Source organism: Pseudomonas peli, from assembly GCF_050563605.1.
GTDB classification, from domain to species: Bacteria; Pseudomonadota; Gammaproteobacteria; order Pseudomonadales; family Pseudomonadaceae; genus Aquipseudomonas; species Aquipseudomonas peli_A.
On sequence record NZ_JBNXUH010000005.1, the window covers coordinates 168,270 to 189,262 of the forward strand.

Below are 20,993 nucleotides of genomic sequence, written 5' to 3' on the forward strand. Positions count from 1 at the left end.
ATAAGTGCCCTGTCAGTCTGCCTTGACCAGGGTCGGCTCACCGAGATTGGCCAGACGCACGCTGCTCTGCAGCTGCTCAGCCTCGCTTTGGCTGCTCACTGGCCCCAGACGCACGCGGTGCAATATCTGTTGGTTGCGCACCACTGAGCTGACGAATACTGGCGCAGCCACTGTCTCGCTCAACTTGGCCTTGAGGAGTTCCGCAGCGTCCGGATTGGCGAAGGCGGCCACTTGGAGATACAGGCCAGAGGCTCCGACTGAATCGTTTTTTTTTGCGTCAATCTGCACGGGGAGCACCGCGGCGGCATGCTGCTGCGGTGGCGGTGAATATTGCTCAACCGGCTGCGCGATAGGCTGTGCCACCGGCTGGGCCTGGGCTACTTGCTGCGGCGCAGCTAATACCATCGGCACCGGACGGCCCTGCTGAGCCCACCATTCGTGCGGGTCGATGCCTTCAACCTTGACCCGTGCGGTGCCGCTTTCGGCATAGCCGAGTTTCTTCGCCGCAGCGAAGGACAAATCGATAATCCGATCGGAATAGAACGGTCCACGGTCGTTGACCCGCAGAATCGCGCTCTTGCCGTTTTCCAGGTTGGTTACGCGCACGTAGCTCGGCAGCGGCAGGGTCTTATGTGCGGCGGTCATGCCGTACAGGTCGTAGGTTTCACCGTTAGCGGTGGCCTGACCGTGGAACTTGGTGCCGTACCAGGACGCCGGGCCGACCGCCTGATAGCGACGTGCATCGGGAATCGGGTAGTACTGTTTGCCGAACACGGTGTAGGGACTGGCTTTGACCGGGCCGTAATGCGGCATCGGTATCGCATCAGGAATCCGCGACACATCAACATCCCACCACGGTGCGCCATCCTTGTGCGGACGGTTGAAATCACCCGGTCCAGAAATCGCCCCACCCGGCTGCTGCACCGGTGCAACCGGCTGCGGCGCACGGGTGGACGAGCAGCTGGCCAGCAGCAGCGCCAGGCTGCCATAAGCAGCCAATTTGAAAGGCAAACGCGACATTAATTCTTACCCCGTGCATCAACCAGCAACTCGGCCAGCTGATTGACCGCCATGGCATACATCACACTGCGATTGTAGCGGGTGATCACAAAGAAGTTAGGCTGGCCCAGCCAGTACTCGGCGCCGTCGGCACCTTCCAGACGGAAGGCCGTCACCGGCAAATCGTCAGCCAGCGGGTCGGCACTGGTCCAGCCCAACGCACGTAGCTCAGCAACATTCTTCACCGGGTCCAGCCCCACAGTCAGGCCTTGCTCAGCCTGCTCACCCGTGACAGTAGCGGCGCTAACCACAGGCTGCCCAGGCTGCCAGTGGTGACGCTTGAAGTAACTGGCGACGCTGCCGATGGCATCGACCGGGTTGTTCCAGATATTGATATGGCCGTCGCCATCGAAGTCCACGGCGTAGGCGCGGAAGCTGCTTGGCATAAATTGCGGAAGGCCCATGGCCCCGGCGTAGGAACCAGTCATGTTCAGCGGCTCGACCTGCTCTTCACGGGCCAGCAGCAGGAACTCGCGCAGTTCCTTGCGGAAGAACGGCGCACGCGGCGGATAATCGAAGGCCAGGGTCGACAGTGCATCCATCACCCGCCAGCTGCCGGTATTGCCGCCGTAGAAGGTTTCCACACCGATGATCGCCACGATTACCTGGGCCGGCACGCCGTACTCAGCTTCGGCGCGGGCCAGGGTTTCCTCGTGCTGCTTCCAGAACTCGACGCCCTTGCTGATGCGCTTGTCGGTGATAAAGATCGGACGATAATCCTTCCACGGTTTGGCCTTCTCCGCCGGACGCGAGATGGCATCGAGGATCGCCTGCTTGCGCTCGACTTGGGCAAACAACTCGACCAGCTGCTCGCCGGCAAAACCGTAATCACGGGTCATTTCGCCAATAAATTCAGCCACCTGCGGCGACTGCTGGTAATCCCCGGCCAGTACGGGCTGAGCCACTGCGCACACCCCGGCCAACGCCAGCCAAGGTGCAGTACGTACCATCCAACCACGCGCGTTTTGCATTGAATTCATAATCCCAATCAAGCCTGTGTCATCCACTTACGATGAGTGTGGATCGACATCAAAATTCCAAACCCTGCCAGCAGGGTGATCAGCGAGGTGCCGCCGTAGCTGATAAATGGCAGCGGTACGCCCACCACCGGCAGCAGGCCGCTGACCATACCGATATTGACGAAGACATAAACGAAGAAGGTCATGGTCAGCGCGCCGGCGAGAAGCTTACCGAACAGCGTCTGCGCTTGCACGGTAATCACCAGGCCGCGTGCGATCAACAGCATGTACACCAGCAGTAACAAACACACGCCGACCAGGCCGAATTCCTCGGCCAGTACCGCGATGATGAAGTCGGTGTGGCTCTCAGGAAGAAAATCCAAGTGCGACTGGGTGCCTTGCAGCCAGCCCTTACCGAGCACCCCGCCCGAACCAATCGCCGCCTTGGACTGGATGATGTTCCAGCCGCTGCCCAGCGGGTCGCTTTCCGGGTTGAGGAAGGTCAGCACGCGCTGCTTCTGATACTGGTGCATAACGAAGAACCACATGCCGATGGCAATCGGCACCACCGCCGCCACCGCGCCAATCACCCAGCGCCACTGCAGGCCAGCGATAAACAGCACGAAGCCGCCCGAGGCGATGATCAGTAGCGAAGTGCCGAGGTCCGGCTGCAGCAGAATCAGCACAAAGGGCACGATGATCATCGCCAGGCTGATGCAGATATGTTTGAACCGCGGCGGCAGACTGCGGTTGGACAGGTACCAGGCGATGGTCGCCGGCATGATGATTTTCATAAATTCCGAGGGCTGGAAGCGAATCACCCCGGGGATATTGATCCAGCGCGTGGCGCCCATGGCGTTATGGCCCATGACGTCCACCACCACCAGCAAGCCCACCCCGCCGACATAGGCCAACGGCACCCAGCGCGCCATAAAGCGCGGTTCGAACTGGGCGATGATAAACATGCCGACCAGGCCGATACCGAAGGAGCTGGCCTGCTTCATCAGCAGATCGACGTTCTTGCCGCTGGCCGAATACAGAATAAACAGGCTGCCGGTGGCCAGAATCAGCAACAGCAGCAGCAGAATGCCATCGATATGCAGGCGCTGCAGGATGGTTGCACGGCGACGCATCAGGTCTTCGGAGGACAGGTTGCGGTCGAAATTACTGTTCATGGCGCAGCGACCTCAGCCGCCACAGGCGGAGCATATTCGGCTTTCAACTGACCGTTTTCATCCAGCAACCAGGCATCGATCACCTGCTTGACCACCGGCGCGGCAACGCCGGAGCCGGACTCGCCGTTCTCGACCATCACCGACACGGCGATCTGCGGGTTATCCGCCGGCGCAAACGCAACGAACAAGGCGTGGTCGCGATGGCGCTCGGCGACTTTGCTGCGGTCGTACTTCTCGCCCTGCTTGATCGCCACCACCTGAGCGGTACCGCTCTTGCCGGCAATCCGGTACAGCGCAGCATCACCCACCTTGCGCGCGGTGCCACGCGGGCCGTGCATGACCGACACCATGCCCTGGACACCGGCGTCCCAGAACTTCGGATCACGGAGCACGATATCCGGTACTGGGTTGGGGTCTGTGGGGATGAGCCCCTGGATGGTCTTGGCCAGGTGCGGGCGAATCCACTTGCCGCGCGTGGCCATCAGTGCCGTGGCCTGTGCCAGTTGCAGCGGCGTGGTCTGCATATAGCCCTGACCGATACCGAGAATCAGCGTCTCGCCCGGGTACCAGGCCTGCCGGTAACGCGCGCGCTTCCAGTCCCGCGACGGCATCAGCCCGGCGGTTTCTTCGAACATGTCCAGCGACACGCGCTGACCCAGCCCGAAACGGGTCATGTAGTCATGCATGCGGTCGATGCCCATCTTGTGCGCCAGCGAGTAAAAGTAGGTGTCGTTGGAGCGCATGATCGCGTAATCCATATCCACCGAGCCGTCGCCCGTGCGGTTCCAGTTGCGATATTTGTGGCTGTGACCGGGCAACTGATAGAAGCCGGGGTCGAACACCCGAGTCTGCGGCGTGACTACGCCAGCATCCAATCCCGCCACCGCGACCATCGGCTTAATGGTCGAGCCGGGCGGATAGAGACCGCGCAATACGCGGTTGTATAGAGGACGGTCGATAGAATCGCGCAGGTCGGCGTAGGCCTTGAAGCCGATACCGGTAACGAAGGGGTTAGGGTCGAAACTCGGCTGACTGACCATTGCCAGCACCTCGCCGGTCTGCGGCTGGATCGCCACAATCGCGCCACGGCGACCAGCCAGGGCCTTTTCGGCGGCCTCCTGCAAGCGGATATCGAGGCTCAGCACGATGTCCTTGCCGGGCAACGGATCGGTGCGTTTGAGCACCCGCAGCACGCGGCCACGGGCGTTGGTTTCGACTTCCTCGTAACCCACTTCACCGTGCAGCTCGTCTTCATAGAAGCGCTCGATACCGGTCTTGCCGATATGGTGCGTGCCGCTGTAGGCCACCGGGTCGAGTTCTTTCAGTTCTTTCTCGTTGATCCGCCCGACATAGCCCACCGAATGAGCAAAATGCTCGCCCAGCGGGTAATGCCGCACCAGTTGCGCTACGACTTCCACCCCTGGCAGCCGGAACTGATTGATCGCGATACGGGCGATCTGCTCCTCGGATAACTCGAACAGCACCGGCACCGGCTCAAACGGCCGCCGCCCCTGACGCACACGTCGCTCGAACAGCGCACGTTCATCCGTACCCAGCTCCAGCACTTCGACAATCACATCCAGCACCTGCGGCCAGTCACCGGCGCGCTCGCGGGTCAGAGTCAGGCTGAAGCTGGGCCGGTTATCGGCGATGATCACCCCGTTGCGGTCGTAGATCAGCCCGCGGTTCGGCGGGATCGGCTGCACGTGGATGCGGTTGTTTTCCGCCAGGGTGGTGTGATGCTCGAACTGCACCACCTGCAGGTAATACATGCGTGCCACGAGCACCGAAGTCAGCAACAAAACCACCACAGCACCGACCACCGCGCGTTTGCGGATCAGGCGGCCGTCTTTCTCGTGGTCTTTGAGGCGGATTGGTTGCGGCATCGGTGGCTGCTGATTACTGGCTGATTATTTGTGGTAAGGGTGGCCGGACAATACAGTCCAGGCACGATACATCTGTTCGCCGATCAGAATCCGCACCAAGGGGTGCGGCAAGGTCAGCGGCGACAACGACCAGCGCTGCTCACTGCGCGCCTGCACCTCAGGCGCCAGCCCTTCCGGGCCGCCGACCATCAGGTTGACGGTTCGTGCATCCAGTCGCCACTTGTCCAGTTCGACCGCCAGCTGCTCGGTGCTCCAGGGCCGCCCTTCGACTTCCAGGGTAACGATGCGTTCCCCTGGTGCAACCTTGGCCAGCATGGCCTCGCCTTCCTGGCGGATCATCCGCGCCACATCGGCATTTTTGCCGCGGGTGGTCAACGGAATCTCCACCAGTTCCAGGGACAGCTCGCTGGGCATGCGCTTGGCGTATTCCTGCCAGCCCTCTTCCACCCAGCGCGGCATGCGCGAGCCGACGGCGATCAGTTTGATCCGCACCGCTGCGCGTCCTTATTCCTGTTCTGGGCCCGGCTCGGCGCTGAACTGCGCACGGCTCTGCTCGGCACCCTGCCACAGACGCTCAAGGTCATAGAACTGGCGGGCAGTCGGCAGCATCACGTGAACCACGATGTCGCCGAGGTCGAGCAGTGCCCACTCGCCGGTGTCCATGCCTTCAGTACCGATTGGGCGTACGCCCTGCTCCTTGACCTTCTCCAGCACGTTGTCGACCAGCGACTTGACGTGACGGCTGGAGGTGCCGCTGGCGATAAGCATGAAATCGGTGATGCTAGTCTTGCCGCGCACATCGATGGTGGTGATGTCCTGCGCCTTGATCTCTTCCAGGGCTGCGATGGCCAGTTTGACCAACTCTTCGCTCTGCATTTTTGCCTTAGTCATAAGTAACTCATTTGCCTCGTGTTCAATTCGCGCCACGGTACAGTCCGTGGGCATGGATATAGGCCAGTACCGCGTCAGGCACCAGAAAACGTGCCGACTTTCCGCTCGCCAGTAGCGAACGGATCTGGGTAGCCGACACCGCCAGGGGTGTCTGCCAGATAAAAGCAATCTGCCCACTCGGCCCACTCAGGGCCGAAGGGTCACTCACACTGCGCGCCGCCAACAGATTACGCAGCGCCTCGGGCGCTTCACTGTCGGCATCCGGCCGCTGCAACACCAGAATATGGCAGTGCTGCAGTAATTCATCCCAGCGCTGCCAACTGGGTAAACCGCAGAAGGCATCCCAGCCCAGCAGTAGAAACAGCTGATCGTCCACTGCCAACTCACTGCGCAACGATTCCAGGGTGTCGATGCTGTAGGACGGCTTGTCGCGCTGCAGCTCGCGATCATCCACCTGCAACACCCCGGCATCGGCTACCGCCAGGCGAACCATGGCCAGGCGATCCTGCGCACTGACCTCTGGCGCACTGCGGTGTGGCGGCCGCGCGCTGGGGATCAGGCGCAATTCATCCAACTGCAGCGCATCCGCCACTTCCACGGCGCTGCGCAGATGGCCGATATGCACCGGATTAAAGGTGCCGCCTAGCAGACCGATGCGTCGAGCGTCGGTACGTCGGGCGCCGCTGCGCTTGGCCATCAGGTACGCCCCATCAGGTACGAATGTGCCCGTCGCCAAACACCACGTACTTCTCGCTGGTCAGCCCATCCAGGCCGACCGGGCCACGGGCGTGCAGTTTGTCGGTAGAAATACCGATCTCCGCGCCCAGGCCATATTCAAAACCATCGGCAAAGCGAGTCGAAGCGTTGACCATCACCGAGGCGGAATCGACTTCGGTGAGGAAACGCCGCGCATCACTGAAGTTCTCGGTGATGATCGCGTCGGTGTGCTGCGAGCCGTAATGATTGATGTGCTCGATGGCCGCATCCAGCGAATCGACGATTCGAATCGCCAGGATCGGCGCGTTGTACTCGGCAAACCAGTCGTCTTCGCTCGCTTCCAGCACATCGCTGCCCAGCAGCGCGCGGGTCGCGGCGTCGCCACGCAGCTCAACACCTTTGTCGCGGTAGATCGCAGCCAGCGGCGGCAACACCTTGTCGGCAACGGCGGTGTGCACCAGCAGCGTTTCCATGGCGTTGCACGGCGAGTAGCGCTGGGTCTTGGCGTTATCGGCAACGCGAATCGCCTTGTCGAGGTCGGCGGCGACGTCGATATAGACGTGGCATACGCCGTCCAGGTGTTTGATCACCGGCACCTTGGCGTCACGACTGATGCGCTCGATCAGGCCCTTGCCGCCGCGCGGCACGATCACGTCAACAAATTCCGGCATGGTGATCAACGCACCAACGGCGGCACGATCAGTGGTTTCCACCACCTGCACGGCGCTGGCAGGCAAACCGGCTTCGGCCAGACCGAGCTGAATGCAACGAGCAATCGCCTGGTTGGAATGAATTGCCTCGGATCCGCCACGCAGGATGGTGGCATTGCCGGACTTCAGGCACAGGCTGGCGGCGTCGATGGTCACGTTCGGCCGCGACTCATAGATGATGCCGATCACGCCCAGCGGTACGCGCATCTTGCCGACCTGAATACCCGACGGCAGGTAACGCATATCGCGGATCTCGCCGATTGGATCGGGCAAGGTCGCGACCTGACGCAGACCTTCGATCATCGAGTCGATCACCGCCGGCGTCAGCGCCAGACGGTCAACCATGGCCGGTTCCAGACCATTGGCGCGAGCGGCGGCCAGATCCAGCTCGTTGGCGGCAGTCAAATCGCTGCGGGCCGCATCCAGCGCGGCCGCGGCGGCCTGCAGGGCACGATTCTTCTGCGCAGTACTGGCACGCGCCAGCACGCGCGAAGCGCTGCGGGCGGCCTGTCCCAGGCGGGTCATATAGTCGAGCACGGACTCAGTCATGGTCTTGGCAGGTCTGGCGGTTGAAAAAAGTCGCTGAGTATAACGGTCGCGCCGCTCCACGCCCAGCGCTGCGCGGCGGACGGTATACAGCGCGTTCGCCGCAGCCTGCGGTAACGCCGCCAGGGGCCGACCAGCAGGCCATCCCGAGAAACAGTGACACTAGCGCCACTCTGCCGCCCGAAGGTTAGGTAAACAAAAACCGCCCGAATGTTTACCTTGCCATTAAAAGCAAGACAGGCGGCCGACCGCCGGGGTGGGATCAGCATGCATTACCGTACCGACTACTGCGCCGCACAACTCAGCGAAGCCCCACAGGTGCTGCATCTCGGCGACCTGCGCCTGCACTACCAGGCCTACGCCTGCCGCAGCCACGACCCGCGCCCACCCGTATTGCTGCTGGGCGGCGCATTTCAAAGCTTTCGCTCGTTTGCCGCCGAGGTCAGCGAGCTGCTCGGCGAACATCCGGTGATCCTGCTCGACTTGCCCAGCCAGGGCGGCAACCTGCAACTGGTGCCCGACCTGAGCCTGGAACAACTGGCAGACCTGATCGCCGCCTTCGCCGAGGAGCTCGATCTACCGCCGCTGATGCCCATCGGCCTGTCCTATGGCTCGGCCCTCGCCGCGCTGTTTGCCGCCCGCCATCCAGAGCGCTGCGCCCGCGTACTGCTGGCCGGGATTACCGCGTTCGGCCGCCCCGGCGCGCGCCTGCTGCTGCAGGAAGGCTTGGCGCTGTTGGCCGAAGGGCGCTGCGAGGCCTTTGCCCATGGCGCACTGACCGGCTTGCTCAACCCTTTGCGCCTGGAACAGACCGGCGTTGCCCCAGTCTTTCGCAAGGCGCTGCTGCGGCAGATCCAGCGCCTGTCAGCCGCCGATATCGAGCGTTACCGGCAGAACAGCCAGCGCTTGCTAGATTTTCAGGGCTTTCACGTGCACCCCAGCTGCCCGACCCTGGTGCTGGCCGGCGAATATGACCATTTCACCCAACCCTGGGAGCACGCGCACTTTGCCGCTGCCTGCGCCCAGGCCAGTTGCGCGCTGATTCACAACGCCGATCACCTCGCGCAATTCGAACAACGCGACGCCTGCGCAAGCCTGTACAGCCCGTTTCTGCGCGGTGAATCTCTGCCAAACCGCAGCCCAGGCAGCAGCCTGCTGACCAACCCGCAACTGCTACAGATGGAAAAACGCCACGAGCCCCGCCTGCCGCCCAGTCAGCGCAACGCCCGTCTGCAGCATGCCGAGGGCGGCGAATGGACCGTGGAGATCAGTGAACTGGGCTTCTTTGGCGGGCTGTTACGGGGCGATCTGCCGGCTATGCGCGGCGTGCGCGGCTGGCAGCTACTGTGCAAGGACCTGCCCGCCCAGCCTCTACTACCTCTGCGCCAGGATCCAAACGGCCTGGCCTTTGTCTTCCCGCACAGCGATCAGCAGGCCAGCCAGGCGCTGGCCACCCAATTTCAAATGCAGCCGCTACCGGCAGCCGCCTGCGCCTAAATTCGCGCCTCGATTACCCGCACCAGCCCGGCATTACGCGATGGCGCCAGACCAAGCGCCTGGGCCCCTCGGCTCGGGTCAAACACCGCAACCTGACTGAATCCGCACTTCTCAAAGCCCTGCACAATCGCCTGATCATTGCGGTAATGCAGCGGGTAGTTGCCACGGGTCAGCCGGCCAATCAGGCCAACGCCCCAGCGCAGCTGGCGGTAACGCGGGTGTTCGCGCAGATCGGGGTACAGCTCGGTCAGGTAGGTGGCTTGGGGGAACTCACGCAGCTGCTCGGCCAGGCGCGTCCAGAACGACTCGATCAGCGCCAGCTCGAAGTAATTCACCAGCCCTTCGGTAATCACCACCACCGGCTTGCTGTGATCCAGCTCGGCGAACAGCGCCGCCAAGCTTTTGCTGCCCTCCTCGGCGAGGATATCCACCGCGCGCACCTGATGTTGGCTACCCAACCAGCCTTCGGCATTCAACAGCAGGCGTTTACGCGCGGCCATCACCGGCAGATCGGCCTCGATATAGCGCAACTGCGGGTAACGCGCGGTAAAACGGCGACCGCGTGGCGACAGGCCGCAGGCGATCTCCACCACCTGGCACACGCCGCCCTGCTCAATCGCGGCAGTCAGCTGCGCATCAATCTGCAAATGCCGCTGCAGCAGAAATTGCTCGATATCCAGACCGAACCCGACCCGCGCGCCCCAGGTTATCGGGCTGAGCAAACCATGCACAAAACGCCCGAAGCCAGTAGCAAAGGCAGCATCCGCCAGCTGATGGCGATACCAGATATAGCCGGTGTAATGGGCACTGGGGCTGATATGGGCGCTGCTGACGCGGGCACGTTCAGACATGGTTAAGACTCTTATTGTTATGATCGCCCCAGCCTATGCCCTGCCGAGTGAACGTGACACCGCATGTCAGCCGATCCCAACCTTAGTTTGCCCTGGCCCGAAGGCCGCGCACTGCCGGCCAGCTTCTTCGACCGCGACGCGCGCCTGCTGGCCCGCGAGCTGCTCGGCAAGGTGATCCGTCATAGACAGGGCGAGCGCTGGTTGAGCGTGCGAATTATCGAGACCGAGGCCTACTACCTGAGCGAGAAAGGCAGCCATGCCTCCCTCGGCTACACCCACAAACGCCGCGCGCTGTTTATGGATGGCGGGCATATCTATATGTATTACGCCCGGGGCGGCGACTCGCTGAACTTCAGCGCCCAGGGCCCCGGCAATGCGGTGCTGATCAAATCCGCCTACCCCTGGCAGGACACGCACAGTGGCGCAGATGCAGGGGAATAATCCCGGCGCCCAGGGCAGAATACGCAGCCGCGAAACCCTCTGTGCCGGGCAGACCCTGCTGTGCAAATCGCTTGGTTTGAAAGTGCCGGATTGGGATGCGCAAGCATTCGATGAGCAGCACCTGTTTGTTGAAGACCTTGGCGAACGCCCGCAACAAATCGTGCAATGCACGCGCCTGGGCATCCCCCACGGCCGCGACGAGCAACTGCCCTACCGTTTTGTCGACGCCACCTTTGCCCGCCACTGCACCCGCAACCCTTTACGGCGCGGCCAGCTGGCCGACCAGGACTATCACGTGCTAACGCCCATGGATGACCACCAATGAGCCAATGGTTCGACACCCTGACCCTCTGGCTGAGCGCCAATCCCGAATGGCTGGGCCTGGCGATTTTTTTGCTGGCTTGCGGCGAGTGCCTGGCGATTGTCGGCATTCTCGTACCTGGCACCGTGCTGCTATTCGCCGTCGCCGCCCTGGCCGGCAACGGCGCGCTGGGCCTGGGTGAAACCCTGCTGCTGGCGTTTTGCGGCGGGCTGCTGGGCGATTGCCTGTCCTATGCGCTAGGGCGCTATTTTCATCAGGACATCGGCCGCCTGCCGGTGCTGCGTAATCACCCGCAATGGCTGAACAGCGCCCACGGTTACTTTGTGCGTTACGGCGTCGCCAGCCTGCTGGTCGGGCGTTTTATCGGCCCACTGCGGCCCATGTTGCCGATGGTCGCAGGCATGTTCGACATGCCCTTCGTGCGCTTTTTCACCGTCAGCCTGCTGGCCGGGGTTGGTTGGTCCATCGCTTATATGCTGCCCGGCTGGACCACGGGCGCAGCCCTGCGCCTGCCGCTGCCGGAAGGGTTCTGGACCCAGGCTGGGGCGATTGCTGCCGGTGTGGCACTGGTGGCGGGCATTAGCGTGCAAGGCAGCCTGCGTGGGCAACGGCACACCAGCCTGCTGACGGCGGCGGCAAGCCTGGCGCTGCTGATGGGTCTGATGCTTAGCTGGCCACACCTGAGCCAGCTCGATCAAGGCCTGTTGACCCTGGTGCAGGAGCATCGCAGCCCAACGCTGGACACCCTGATGGTGCTGATCACCCGCCTCGGCGATATGCACACGCAGCTGGCCGCGGCCGTGCTGCTGTGCCTGATCCTGCTGGCAACCCAGCAATGGCGCTCGCTCTGCCTGGCGATTGGCACCCTGCTCGGCACCGCGCTGGCCAACGGCGCGCTGAAGGCATTCTTCGCCCGTAGCCGCCCCGATGTGCTGCTGGAGCCGCTGAACAGTTTCAGCTTTCCCAGTGGGCACAGCTCGGCAGCCTTTGCCTTCTTTCTGCTGCTCGGAGTATTGGCCGGTCGCGGGCAACCGACCCGTATGCGCCTGACCTGGTTGCTGCTGGCCAGCCTGCCGGCCGCGGCGATTGCCGGCTCGCGGATTTACCTGGGGGTGCATTGGCCCAGCGACATTATCGCCGGCGCCGTGCTGGCCGCTTGTTTCTGCGCGCTGAGCCTGGCCTTGGTGCAATGGCGCACGCCACTGCCGGCTTTGTCGGGAAAAGTCTGGTGGTTGTTGCTGCCGGCGGTTACCGCCCTGCTCGGCGGCATCACCACCTGGCAGTATTCCGCCGGGGTGCTGCTATACCGTTACTGACGCTCGCCCTGCAACAGCTCCAGCAGCTGTTGCAGCAGCTCCAAACGCAGCTGCACCTCGGGGGTTTCGAGCAATTGCAGCTTCTGCTCGGCGTCCAGCGGCAACAGATAAGCCAGCTGATTGGCCAATGCTTCCTGACCTGCCGGCGCACTTGCCATACCCAGCGACGCCACCAGCGGGTGGGCGCTTAGCGCACCGAGCAGAGCCGCCAGATCGGCATGCTCAGCCTCCAGCGGCCGCTCGGTTTGCTCGTCCAGCCACTCGACCTCGGCCAGGGTCAGTTGATCCGGCAGCACCTGAGCGCGCTGCACGCGAAAACGCCGACCGCCCTCCACACGAATGCCCAGCAGGCCATTGGGCAGCTGCTGAAAATCGCGAATCAGCGCCTCGCAACCTATTGCCGAGAACTGCCCAGCCGCCTCGCCCACTTCAGCGCCGTCGATGATGCAGACCACACCAAAGCCTTGGCTCTGCTTCATGCAGCGACTGATCATGTCCAGGTAGCGCGCCTCGAATATCTTCAGATCGAGCATGCAGCCGGGGAACAGCACGGTATTGAGGGGAAATAGCGGTAAGGTCACAGGCGCCTCCTTATAGCCACAACAGAATAGCCAGCGGCAGCAGCACGGCGGTGAACACGCCCATCAGGCTCATCGCCAGAGCAGAAAACGCGCCGCATTCCTCGCCTTCCTGCAGCGCCCGGGCGGTGCCCACCGCATGCGCCGTCAGGCCCAGGGCCATGCCCAACGCGGCAGGATGATGCACGCCACAGCGTTTGAGCAGCGCTGGGCCAATGATGGCGCCGATGATCCCGGTGATCATCACAAACACCGCCGCCAGGGCGGCAATCCCGCCAATCTGGTTGGCCACCAGCATGGCAATCGGCGAGGTCACCGATTTCGGCGCCATGCTCATCAGCATGATCTGCTCGGCACCGAAGGCCCAGGCCAGGGTAATCCCCAACACAGTCGCGACCACGCCGGCCACCAGCAACGTGATCAGAGTGGGCCAGAACAGCTGGCGAATGCGCCGCAGATTAAGGAACAACGGTACCGCCAACGCCACCGTGGTCGGCCCGAGAAACAGCGTCAGCGCGGCGGCGCTGTCCTTGTATTCGGCAAAGGTCAAACCGCAGGCCAGAAGAATGCCGATCACCGCGAGCATCGACACCAGCACCGGCTGCAGAAACACCCAGCGGGTTTTCTCATAGGCGGCAATCGCCAGCTGGTAGGCGCCGAGGGTGATGCCCACGCCAAACAGCGGGTGATGGATTAGCGCCTGCCAGGCGGCGTGCCATTCCAGAGTCATGCGTCCTCCCGACGTTGTTGACGGTCGATCAGCTTCTGCATCAGCCAGCCGGCGAAGACGATGGAGATCAGCAGCGACAGCAACAGCGCCCCGGCAATCGCCCAGAAGTCGGCAAAGATATCCTCGGCATAGGCCATCACCCCGACCGCCGGCGGCACCAGCAGCAGCGGCAGGTATTTCAACAGGCTGGTGGAGGCCAGGTGCAGCGGCTCGCCCACCTCGCCGCGCAGCAGCAGAAAGCCGAACAACAGCAGCATGCCGATGATCGGGCCCGGCAGGATCGGGATCAGCAGGACGTTCAGCGCAGTGCCGAGCAACTGGCACAGCACCAGCCAGGAAAGGCCGCGTAGCAGCATGATGGGTAATCTCCGAATCGTATGATCCCAGACGCAGTGCCGCGCATTATAAGCAGAAGCGCCCGGCAAGGGCCGGTTTACAGCGGTCGCGCAGAGTCAGGCGGGGCACAGACGCAGGCCGCAATAGGCACTTGACCCTACGGCAAACCCATGATGATCTTAGGGCAGAAGGATTTACGCCCCAAAAAAAACAACACTTGCGTCTTCAAGGAGAAACCATGACATCAGTACCCGCCGCCGAATTGCCCAGCTATATCGGTAAAGAACTCGGTCGTTCCGAATGGCTGACCATCGACCAGGAACGTATCAACCAGTTCGCCGAATGCACAGGCGATCACCAGTTCATCCACGTCGACCCGGAAAAAGCCAAGCTCACCCCCTTCGGCAGCACCATCGCCCACGGCTTCCTCTCGCTGTCGCTGGTGCCCAAGCTGATGGAAGGCATCATGATCATGCCCAAAGGGCTGAAGATGGCCGTCAACTATGGCCTGGATAGTGTGCGTTTTATCCAGCCGGTGAAGGTCAACTCCAAAGTCCGCCTGGTGGTCAGCCTGACTGACGCCCACGAGAAGAACCCTGGCCAATGGCTGCTCAAGGCCAAGGTTGTGCTGGAAATCGAAGGTTCGGAAAAACCCGCCTATATCGCCGAGCCGCTGACGCTCTGCTTCGTCTGATCGCAGCCGCCGGACAAAGGCGCACAGGCATCTGCCGGTGCGCCTTTTTATTTTTATGCTTGCGCCGGTGCGCTCAATCACGGCACTCCGAGCACTTTAAGGCATACTCGGCAACGACCTTCCAGCCTGGATTTTCTGCATGCGCCGCCTCTCACTCCTGGCTCCACTGAGCCTCGCCCTGCTGCTTGTCGCCTGTGGCGATGGCGAACCCTTGTTGCCACCGGATGCCGTGCTACCCGATGGCGGGCGCTACCGTGGCGAAGTGGTCGACGGCCTGCTGCAAGGCCCTGGCCGTCTGGATTACAGCAACGGCAGCTACTACCAGGGGCAGTTCAAAGACGGCCTGTTCAATGGCCCCGGCGAATGGCGCAGCGAGCATGGCGAGGTCTACAGCGGCGAATTCCAAGGCGGTAATTTCCACGGCCAGGGCAGCCTCACCTACAGCGATGGCAGCCATTACCAAGGCGGCTTTGCTGACGGATCGCCCAGCGGCGAAGGCCACTTAAAGGGCAGCCAGCTGGAATACCGCGGCGAGTTCAGTAAGGGGCTGTACAACGGTCTGGGCAAACTGCAGTGGAGCAACGGCGCCAGCTTCCAGGGCCAGTTCAAGAAGGGCGAACCCGACGGCCAGGGCGTACTGACCGACGCCGAAGGCAATGAGTACACCGGCACCTTCGACAACAGCCAGCTCAATGGCCAGGGCAGCTTCAAGAACCTTGGCGGCGACCTCTACAGCGGTCAGTTCCGCGACAACCAGTTCCACGGTAAGGGCCGTTATCAGAGCGCCGATGGCGAAGTCTGGAGCGGACGTTTCGTCCATGGCAGCCTCACCGGCAAAGGTGAGTTCAAGGGCAGCGACGGCAGCCATTACGCCGGCCAATTCGACGACTGGAGCTACCACGGCGAAGGTCGCCTGAGCCTGGCCGACGGCAGCGTTTATCAGGGCAACTTTGCCTACGGCAAATACCAGGGCACCGGCAGCCTGACCCTGGTCGATGGCAGCCAGCAAAGTGGCACCTGGCAGAACGGCCGACTGATTCGTGACGCCCAAGGCAAAGCCATACCCGACGCCCTGGCCACCGGCCTGCTGGAACAAGGCCGCCTGCTCGATGCCGCCATCGCCAAGCTGCCCGCCTCGACGCCAGCCATCGAGCTGTACGCCCTGACCCTGGCCGGCGACGGCAAGCAAAGCGTGTTTATGCGCGAGGCTGATTATGTCGGCAACCTGCTGCAGGAACGCTTCGCCGCCCACGGCCTGATTACCCTGGTCAATCACCGCGATCACCTGGCGGATCGCCCGCTGGCCACCAGCGCCAGCCTCGGTCGCAGCGTTCAGGCTTTGGCCGAGCGCAGCGGCAAGGAAGACCTGATCTTTATCTACCTGACCAGCCACGGCTCGGCCCAGCATGAGCTGAACCTCGACCAGCCGCGCCTGCAACTCGACGACCTGCCCGCCAGCGAACTGGCAGCCCTGCTCGAACCGCTGAAGGATCGGCACAAGGTGCTGGTGATCTCGGCCTGCTACTCCGGCGGTTTTATCCCCAAACTGCAGGATGACAAGACCCTGGTGATCACCGCCGCACGGGCAGATCGAGTGTCCTTCGGCTGCTCGGAAGAGAACGACTTCACCTACTTCGGCCGCGCGCTGTTCGCCGAAGCTCTGCAGCAGACCGACGACCTGCAGCGCGCCTTCAAGCTGGCCCAGGCCAGCGTCGCCGAACGCGAAAAAGCCGACGGTTTCGAGCCGTCAGAGCCGCAGATCTGGCCCGCTAAAGCAGTGATCGCACAGTGGCGCAAGCTGCGCGAGCAGCAAGCCGAGCGCGCCCTGAATAATGCACTTGAAGCGCAATCTGCGGTCAACCCATAACAGCCATGCGCGTACCCGACAGCCTGATAAGCTGATTGATATTAGCGGAGAACTTCACACTATGTATTTGACGCCCCAGCACATCCTTCTCGCAGGCGCCACCGGTCTGACCGGCGAGCATCTGCTGGACCGTTTGCTGAACGAGCCGACGGTCGCCCGCGTACTGGCCCCCAGCCGCCGACCGCTGGCTGCCCACGCGCACCTGGAAAATCCGCAAGGCGAACTGCTCGACCTGCTGCCGCAATTGGCCGGCAAGGTCGATACCGCCTTCTGCTGCCTGGGCACCACGATCAAACAGGCCGGCTCGCAAGACGCCTTCCGTGCGGTCGATCATGACCTGGTGATCGCCTTCGCCGAACGCGCCCGCGCCCTCGGCGCACGCCACCTGCTGGTGATCAGCGCCCTCGGTGCGGACGCCAATTCCACGGTGTTCTACAACAAGGTCAAAGGTGAAATGGAGCAGGCCCTGCGTGCGCAGGACTGGCCGCAGCTGACCATCGTGCGTCCTTCGCTACTGCTCGGCGCCCGTCAGGAGTTTCGCCTTGGTGAGCGCCTGGCCGCGCCCTTTATGCGCTGGCTGCCGGGCAAATACCGCGGCATCGAAGCCACCGTCCTGGCCCGCGCGCTGTGGCGTCTGGCGCTGGAAGAAGACGCCGGCACCCGGGTAATCGAATCAGATCAACTGCGCCGTCTCGGCCGCTAACTGCCGTTAATCACAACCAGAAGCCATCGACCTATGAGCACCACCCCGCACGACCTGATCAGCGCCCTGAGCAACGCCGACATGCTGGAAATCGACGAGCTGCATGCCTGGCAGTTCAGCCTCAACGCCGAACAACTGGCCCAGCACCAGGCCGGCAACCCACCTGCTGGCGACACACCGCTGCTCAGCATCGAATGCATGGACGGCCGCGCCCTGCGCAAATGGCACTTCAGCCTGGCCCAGGTAATCGCCGCGCGTTTCGACGGCGAAGCCGATGCCTGGAGCATCAGCGGTGTTGCCGACACTCATCTGATCAAGTGCTTTGCCGCCGTCAGCGGCGACAACAGCGACCTGCCGGAAGACGCCAGCAACGACGCTGAATAGCGTGAGGACAGGCGCGTGGGACTATATGACCGCTATTTACTGCCGCATCTGATCGATTTTGCCTGCGGCATGGGCGAGGTGATGAAAGCCCGCTCGCAGCTGGTGCCCCAGGCCCATGGCCGGGTGCTAGAAATCGGTATCGGCAGCGGCCTCAACTTGGCCTTCTACGATGCTGAAAAGGTCAGCGTAATTATCGGCGTCGACCCCAGCGCCGATATGCAGAAGCTGGCCCGGCAACGCGCGGCAGCCATCAGCATCCCTGTGGAGATGATTGCCCTCGAACTGGGGCAGATCCAGGCCGACGATGCCAGCTTCGACAGCATCGTCTGCACCTTTACCCTGTGCACCATCCCCGATGCCGTGGCGGCGCTAAAAGAAATGCGCCGCGTGCTCAAGCCCGGCGGCCGCCTGCTGTTCTGCGAACACGGCCTGGCCCCGGAACTGCCCGTACTGCGCTGGCAGAACCGCCTGACGCCGCTATGGAAACCACTGGCAGGTGGCTGCCACCTCAACCGCGATATCACGGCGCTGATCACCGCGGGCGGTTTTCAAATCGGCGAGCTAAGCAATCGCTATCTCAAAGGTCCAAAGCCCATGACTTATATCTATCAAGGCTGGGCTCATTAGCCCGCATAAATAGCCAATTGCCATTAGCGGTCAGCACCTGCACCATATCCTGACTATCGTTAGGCCATGGATTCTCGTATGGAAGTTGGCCCACGCATGAAGCGCCTGTCATTTCGCCACCTCAGCACTCTTCTGCTATTTGCTGCGGGCCTTACGGCTGCCTCGCCAAGCAGCGCGCAGTCACGCGAGGTCCGCGTGGGGGTTTACGCCAACGAGCCGAAAATCCTCCTGGGCCAGGACGGCAAACTGTCCGGCATCCTCGGCGAACTGCTGAATGAAATCGCTCATCAGGAAGACTGGCAACTGCGCCCCAGACCCTGTGAGTGGCAAGAGTGTCTGGAACTGGCGCAGAGCGGTGAAATCGACCTGATGCCCGACGTGGCCTACAACGACAGCCGCGCCCAAGTGCTCGACTTCCACAAGGTCCCGTCACTGGTCAGTTGGTCGCAGGTCTACAGCAGCGAAGACCTCCAGCTCAGGTCGATACTCGATCTCAAAGGTCTACGCATTGCCGTGTTGCAGGGCTCGGTGCAGGAAGAATACCTACGTGGACTGCTCACAAGTTTTGGCCTGAAAGCCCAGTTGATCGGCGTACCCAGCCTGCCCCAGGGTTTTGAGCGGGTGGCTGCCGGGCAGGCTGACGCGGTGGTGGCCAACCAGCGTTTTGGCGACTTCCATGCGCCGAGCTATCAACTGCAAAGCTCCTCGATCATGTTTCAGCCGGCGCAGCTGTTCTACGCCACGCGCAAAGGACAGAACGCCGACCTGCTGGCCACCATCGACAAGCACCTGGCGAACTGGCAGGACTCGCCCTCCTCGATCTACTACCAGAGCCTGCAACGCTGGGGCGGTGAACGGCCACGCCTGCTGATCCCGAACAGCGTCTGGTGGGGCCTGGCCACTCTAGCCCTGCTGCTGATTGCCGCCCTGGGTGGCGCACTGCTGCTGCGCCAGCAGGTACGCGAGAAAACCCGCCATCTGCTGGCCAGCGAAGAGCGTCTGAACACCATCCTCGACAGCGTCGAGGCCTATATCTACATCAAGGATGCGCAGCTGCGTTACCAGTATGCCAACCGCAAGGTCTGCGAGCTGTTCGGCCAGAACCTCGAGCAGGTCATCGGCAAGACCGATGAGCAGTTCTTCGATATCGACACCGCCACCAACCTGCACGAGAACGACCGCCGCGTGCTCAAGCTTGGCGAGCGCGTGCAAACCGAGGAAATCAACCGCAGCCTGGATGGCAGCACCCAGCACGCCTTCCTCTCGGTCAAGCTGCCGCTGCGCGACGGCCACGGCAAGATCTACGCGCTGTGCGGCATCTCCACTGACATCACCGAACACAAGAAGAACTTGGAAAGGATCAACCAGCTGGCCTTCTACGACCCGCTCACCGGCCTGCCCAACCGCCGCCTGTTGCTCGATCGCCTGCAACAGGCACTGGCCAAGCATGCGCGCGGCCTGCAACAGGGCGCATTGCTGTTTATCGACCTGGACAACTTCAAGGACCTCAACGACACCCTTGGCCATGACATGGGCGACCAGCTGTTGCAGCAAGTCGCCGAACGCCTGAGCAGCCACGTGCGTGCCCAGGACACCCTAGCTCGCCTCGGTGGCGATGAGTTTGTGCTGATGCTCGAAGCCCTCAGCCTGAATCCCGCGCAAGCCGGTCAGCAGGTCGAAAGCGTCGGCAGAAAGATCGTCGCGGCACTGGCAGCGCCTTATGCCCTGCAGGGCCGCAGCCATATCAGCACCGCCAGCATCGGCATCGCGCTATTTCCCAACGAGCAAAGCACGGTCGATGAAGTGCTCAAGCGCGCCGACATGGCCATGTATCAAGCCAAGGCCGCCGGCCGCAACGCCATGCGCTTTTTCGACCCGAAGATGCAGGCCGAAGTCAGCGCCCGCGCCAGCCTGGAAAGCGACCTGCGCCAGAGCCTCGGCCAGCGCGACTTTATCCTGCACTACCAACCCCAGGTGGATGGCCAAGGGCAGTTGGTCGGCGCCGAGGCTCTGGTGCGCTGGCAACACCCCACGCGCGGGCTGGTGCCGCCGGGAGAGTTTATCCCGCTGGCAGAAAGCACCGGGCTGATTCTGCCCCTGGGTCGCCTGATCCTGCACAGCGCTTGCCAGCAGCTGGTGGCCTGGGCCGCGCACCCACAACTGGCGCAGCTGACCCTGGCGGTCAATGTCAGTGCAAGGCAGTTCCACCATCCAGACTTTATTGAAGATGTATTCGCCTCCCTCGCGGAAAGCGGCGCCAACCCGCAACGCCTGGAACTGGAGCTGACCGAAAGCCAGCTGGTAGAAGATGTGGAAGTGCTTATCGGCAAGATGAGCCAGCTGAAAGCCCGCGGCGTACACCTGGCGCTGGACGATTTCGGCGCGGGCTACTCCTCGCTCAACTACCTCAAACGGCTGCCGCTGGACCAACTGAAGATCGACCAGTCCTTTGTCCGCGACCTGCTCGAACAACCCAGCGACGCCGCCATCGTGCGCACCATCCTGGCGCTGGGCGCCAACCTCAACCTGGCCGTCACCGCCGAAGGGGTGGAAACCCAGGAACAGTACGATGCCCTGCAGCGCATGGGCTGCAGGCGTTTTCAAGGCTACCTATTTGCCAAGCCAGGGCCGGCGCACATCCTCGAACATTGGCCATTGGCGACCACCTGGCAGGACAAGGCCACCAGCATTCCGGATGCCTGAC

Annotated in this window: 20 protein-coding genes and 1 pseudogene; 9 read left to right on the plus strand and 12 right to left on the minus strand. The window is 62.5% G+C overall.

Annotation, left to right across the window (positions count from 1 at the left end):
* Positions 1–12: 12 nt before the first annotated feature.
* Genes ACQ4LH_RS07845 through ACQ4LH_RS07880 form a run of 8 tightly spaced genes read right to left on the minus strand, consistent with a single transcriptional unit; the run spans position 13 to position 7,946 of the window.
* Positions 13–1,020, minus strand: a complete 1,008-nt coding sequence (locus ACQ4LH_RS07845) for a septal ring lytic transglycosylase RlpA family protein (RefSeq protein ID WP_430696694.1) — start codon at positions 1,018–1,020, stop codon at positions 13–15.
* Positions 1,020–2,030 carry a lytic murein transglycosylase B gene (mltB, locus tag ACQ4LH_RS07850; RefSeq protein ID WP_430696777.1) on the minus strand — a complete coding sequence of 337 codons (1,011 nt, stop codon included), beginning with the start codon at positions 2,028–2,030 and terminating at the stop codon, positions 1,020–1,022. The genes ACQ4LH_RS07845 and mltB overlap by 1 nt, the downstream gene beginning before the upstream one ends.
* A 17-nt stretch (positions 2,031–2,047) precedes the next feature.
* Positions 2,048–3,151 (minus strand): rod shape-determining protein RodA, encoded by a 1,104-nt coding sequence (gene rodA, locus ACQ4LH_RS07855; RefSeq protein WP_430696778.1) that lies wholly within the window; start codon positions 3,149–3,151, stop codon positions 2,048–2,050.
* Between the two features lie 38 nt (positions 3,152–3,189).
* Entirely contained in the window at positions 3,190–5,079 is a 1,890-nt protein-coding gene (mrdA, locus tag ACQ4LH_RS07860) for a penicillin-binding protein 2 (protein ID WP_430696695.1), read from the minus strand.
* Between the two features lie 24 nt (positions 5,080–5,103).
* Positions 5,104–5,571, minus strand: a complete 468-nt coding sequence (rlmH, locus tag ACQ4LH_RS07865) for a 23S rRNA (pseudouridine(1915)-N(3))-methyltransferase RlmH (protein ID WP_160016131.1) — start codon at positions 5,569–5,571, stop codon at positions 5,104–5,106.
* A gap of 12 nt (positions 5,572–5,583) precedes the next feature.
* A complete protein-coding gene (gene rsfS / locus ACQ4LH_RS07870) occupies positions 5,584–5,955 on the minus strand; it encodes a ribosome silencing factor (RefSeq protein ID WP_160016433.1) in 372 nt (123 codons plus the stop codon).
* A gap of 37 nt (positions 5,956–5,992) precedes the next feature.
* Positions 5,993–6,667 carry a nicotinate-nucleotide adenylyltransferase gene (nadD, locus tag ACQ4LH_RS07875; protein WP_430696696.1) on the minus strand — a complete coding sequence of 225 codons (675 nt, stop codon included), beginning with the start codon at positions 6,665–6,667 and terminating at the stop codon, positions 5,993–5,995.
* A 13-nt stretch (positions 6,668–6,680) separates the two neighbouring features.
* The gene (locus ACQ4LH_RS07880; protein WP_430696697.1) at positions 6,681–7,946 is read right to left on the minus strand and encodes a glutamate-5-semialdehyde dehydrogenase; all 1,266 of its coding nucleotides are present in this window, start codon (positions 7,944–7,946) and stop codon (positions 6,681–6,683) included.
* 264 nt (positions 7,947–8,210) lie between these two features.
* On the opposite strand from ACQ4LH_RS07880, the gene ACQ4LH_RS07885 reads away from it, so the two are divergent.
* The gene (locus ACQ4LH_RS07885; RefSeq protein ID WP_430696698.1) at positions 8,211–9,440 is read left to right on the plus strand and encodes an alpha/beta fold hydrolase; all 1,230 of its coding nucleotides are present in this window, start codon (positions 8,211–8,213) and stop codon (positions 9,438–9,440) included.
* Here the strand turns inward: ACQ4LH_RS07885 and ACQ4LH_RS07890 are convergent.
* On the minus strand, positions 9,437–10,291 hold the full coding sequence (locus tag ACQ4LH_RS07890; RefSeq protein ID WP_430696699.1) for a class I SAM-dependent methyltransferase: 855 nt from the start codon (positions 10,289–10,291) through the stop codon (positions 9,437–9,439). The genes ACQ4LH_RS07885 and ACQ4LH_RS07890 overlap by 4 nt on opposite strands.
* Positions 10,292–10,354: 63 nt before the next feature.
* Here ACQ4LH_RS07890 and ACQ4LH_RS07895 point away from each other — a divergent pair.
* Together ACQ4LH_RS07895 and ACQ4LH_RS07900 are read left to right on the plus strand one after the other, a co-directional pair.
* Positions 10,355–11,057 (plus strand): annotated as a pseudogene (locus ACQ4LH_RS07895) (DNA-3-methyladenine glycosylase).
* The gene (locus ACQ4LH_RS07900; protein ID WP_430696701.1) at positions 11,054–12,370 is read left to right on the plus strand and encodes a bifunctional DedA family/phosphatase PAP2 family protein; all 1,317 of its coding nucleotides are present in this window, start codon (positions 11,054–11,056) and stop codon (positions 12,368–12,370) included. The pseudogene ACQ4LH_RS07895 and the gene ACQ4LH_RS07900 overlap by 4 nt, the downstream one beginning before the upstream one ends.
* On the opposite strand, the gene ACQ4LH_RS07905 is transcribed toward ACQ4LH_RS07900, so the two are convergent.
* Genes ACQ4LH_RS07905 through ACQ4LH_RS07915 form a run of 3 tightly spaced genes read right to left on the minus strand, consistent with a single transcriptional unit; the run spans position 12,364 to position 14,034 of the window.
* Positions 12,364–12,951 (minus strand): LON peptidase substrate-binding domain-containing protein, encoded by a 588-nt coding sequence (locus tag ACQ4LH_RS07905; protein ID WP_430696702.1) that lies wholly within the window; start codon positions 12,949–12,951, stop codon positions 12,364–12,366. The genes ACQ4LH_RS07900 and ACQ4LH_RS07905 overlap by 7 nt on opposite strands.
* Before the next feature lie 10 nt (positions 12,952–12,961).
* Complete coding sequence (locus ACQ4LH_RS07910) at positions 12,962–13,672, minus strand: LrgB family protein (RefSeq protein WP_430696779.1); 711 nt, start codon at positions 13,670–13,672, stop codon at positions 12,962–12,964.
* A 2-nt stretch (positions 13,673–13,674) separates the two neighbouring features.
* Complete coding sequence (locus ACQ4LH_RS07915) at positions 13,675–14,034, minus strand: CidA/LrgA family protein (protein WP_160016139.1); 360 nt, start codon at positions 14,032–14,034, stop codon at positions 13,675–13,677.
* 218 nt (positions 14,035–14,252) lie between these two features.
* Here ACQ4LH_RS07915 and ACQ4LH_RS07920 point away from each other — a divergent pair, with 218 nt between their 5' ends.
* The 6 genes from ACQ4LH_RS07920 to ACQ4LH_RS07945 all read left to right on the plus strand — a co-directional run bounded on the left by ACQ4LH_RS07920 (position 14,253) and on the right by ACQ4LH_RS07945 (position 20,992).
* Positions 14,253–14,708, plus strand: a complete 456-nt coding sequence (locus ACQ4LH_RS07920; protein WP_275961931.1) for a MaoC family dehydratase — start codon at positions 14,253–14,255, stop codon at positions 14,706–14,708.
* Positions 14,709–14,847: 139 nt separating this feature from the next.
* A complete protein-coding gene (locus ACQ4LH_RS07925) occupies positions 14,848–16,575 on the plus strand; it encodes a C13 family peptidase (RefSeq protein WP_430696703.1) in 1,728 nt (575 codons plus the stop codon).
* 61 nt (positions 16,576–16,636) lie between these two features.
* Positions 16,637–17,278, plus strand: coding sequence for an oxidoreductase (locus ACQ4LH_RS07930; RefSeq protein WP_430696704.1), 642 nt, complete (start codon positions 16,637–16,639; stop codon positions 17,276–17,278).
* 33 nt (positions 17,279–17,311) lie between these two features.
* Complete coding sequence (locus tag ACQ4LH_RS07935; protein WP_430696705.1) at positions 17,312–17,662, plus strand: DUF5629 family protein; 351 nt, start codon at positions 17,312–17,314, stop codon at positions 17,660–17,662.
* Positions 17,663–17,677: 15 nt separating this feature from the next.
* Positions 17,678–18,289, plus strand: a complete 612-nt coding sequence (locus ACQ4LH_RS07940) for a class I SAM-dependent methyltransferase (protein WP_430696706.1) — start codon at positions 17,678–17,680, stop codon at positions 18,287–18,289.
* A 78-nt stretch (positions 18,290–18,367) separates the two neighbouring features.
* A complete protein-coding gene (locus ACQ4LH_RS07945; RefSeq protein WP_430696707.1) occupies positions 18,368–20,992 on the plus strand; it encodes an EAL domain-containing protein in 2,625 nt (874 codons plus the stop codon).
* The last annotated feature ends 1 nt before the right edge of the window (position 20,993 follow it).

Bases quoted from the DNA above. Each gene is read 5' to 3' on its own strand.
- ACQ4LH_RS07915 (WP_160016139.1), bottom strand. From the start codon at position 14,034: ATGCTGCTACGCGGCCTTTCCTGGCTGGTGCTGTGCCAGTTGCTCGGC.
- nadD (WP_430696696.1), bottom strand. From the start codon at position 6,667: ATGGCCAAGCGCAGCGGCGCCCGACGTACCGACGCTCGACGCATCGGT.
- mrdA (WP_430696695.1), bottom strand. From the start codon at position 5,079: ATGCCGCAACCAATCCGCCTCAAAGACCACGAGAAAGACGGCCGCCTG.
- ACQ4LH_RS07885 (WP_430696698.1), top strand. From the start codon at position 8,211: ATGCATTACCGTACCGACTACTGCGCCGCACAACTCAGCGAAGCCCCA.
- ACQ4LH_RS07925 (WP_430696703.1), top strand. From the start codon at position 14,848: ATGCGCCGCCTCTCACTCCTGGCTCCACTGAGCCTCGCCCTGCTGCTT.
- ACQ4LH_RS07945 (WP_430696707.1), top strand. From the start codon at position 18,368: ATGGAAGTTGGCCCACGCATGAAGCGCCTGTCATTTCGCCACCTCAGC.
- mltB (WP_430696777.1), bottom strand. From the start codon at position 2,030: ATGCAAAACGCGCGTGGTTGGATGGTACGTACTGCACCTTGGCTGGCG.
- ACQ4LH_RS07845 (WP_430696694.1), bottom strand. From the start codon at position 1,020: ATGTCGCGTTTGCCTTTCAAATTGGCTGCTTATGGCAGCCTGGCGCTG.
- ACQ4LH_RS07880 (WP_430696697.1), bottom strand. From the start codon at position 7,946: ATGACTGAGTCCGTGCTCGACTATATGACCCGCCTGGGACAGGCCGCC.
- rsfS (WP_160016433.1), bottom strand. From the start codon at position 5,955: ATGCAGAGCGAAGAGTTGGTCAAACTGGCCATCGCAGCCCTGGAAGAG.
- ACQ4LH_RS07930 (WP_430696704.1), top strand. From the start codon at position 16,637: ATGTATTTGACGCCCCAGCACATCCTTCTCGCAGGCGCCACCGGTCTG.
- ACQ4LH_RS07900 (WP_430696701.1), top strand. From the start codon at position 11,054: ATGAGCCAATGGTTCGACACCCTGACCCTCTGGCTGAGCGCCAATCCC.
- ACQ4LH_RS07935 (WP_430696705.1), top strand. From the start codon at position 17,312: ATGAGCACCACCCCGCACGACCTGATCAGCGCCCTGAGCAACGCCGAC.
- rodA (WP_430696778.1), bottom strand. From the start codon at position 3,151: ATGCGTCGCCGTGCAACCATCCTGCAGCGCCTGCATATCGATGGCATT.
- ACQ4LH_RS07920 (WP_275961931.1), top strand. From the start codon at position 14,253: ATGACATCAGTACCCGCCGCCGAATTGCCCAGCTATATCGGTAAAGAA.
- ACQ4LH_RS07890 (WP_430696699.1), bottom strand. From the start codon at position 10,291: ATGTCTGAACGTGCCCGCGTCAGCAGCGCCCATATCAGCCCCAGTGCC.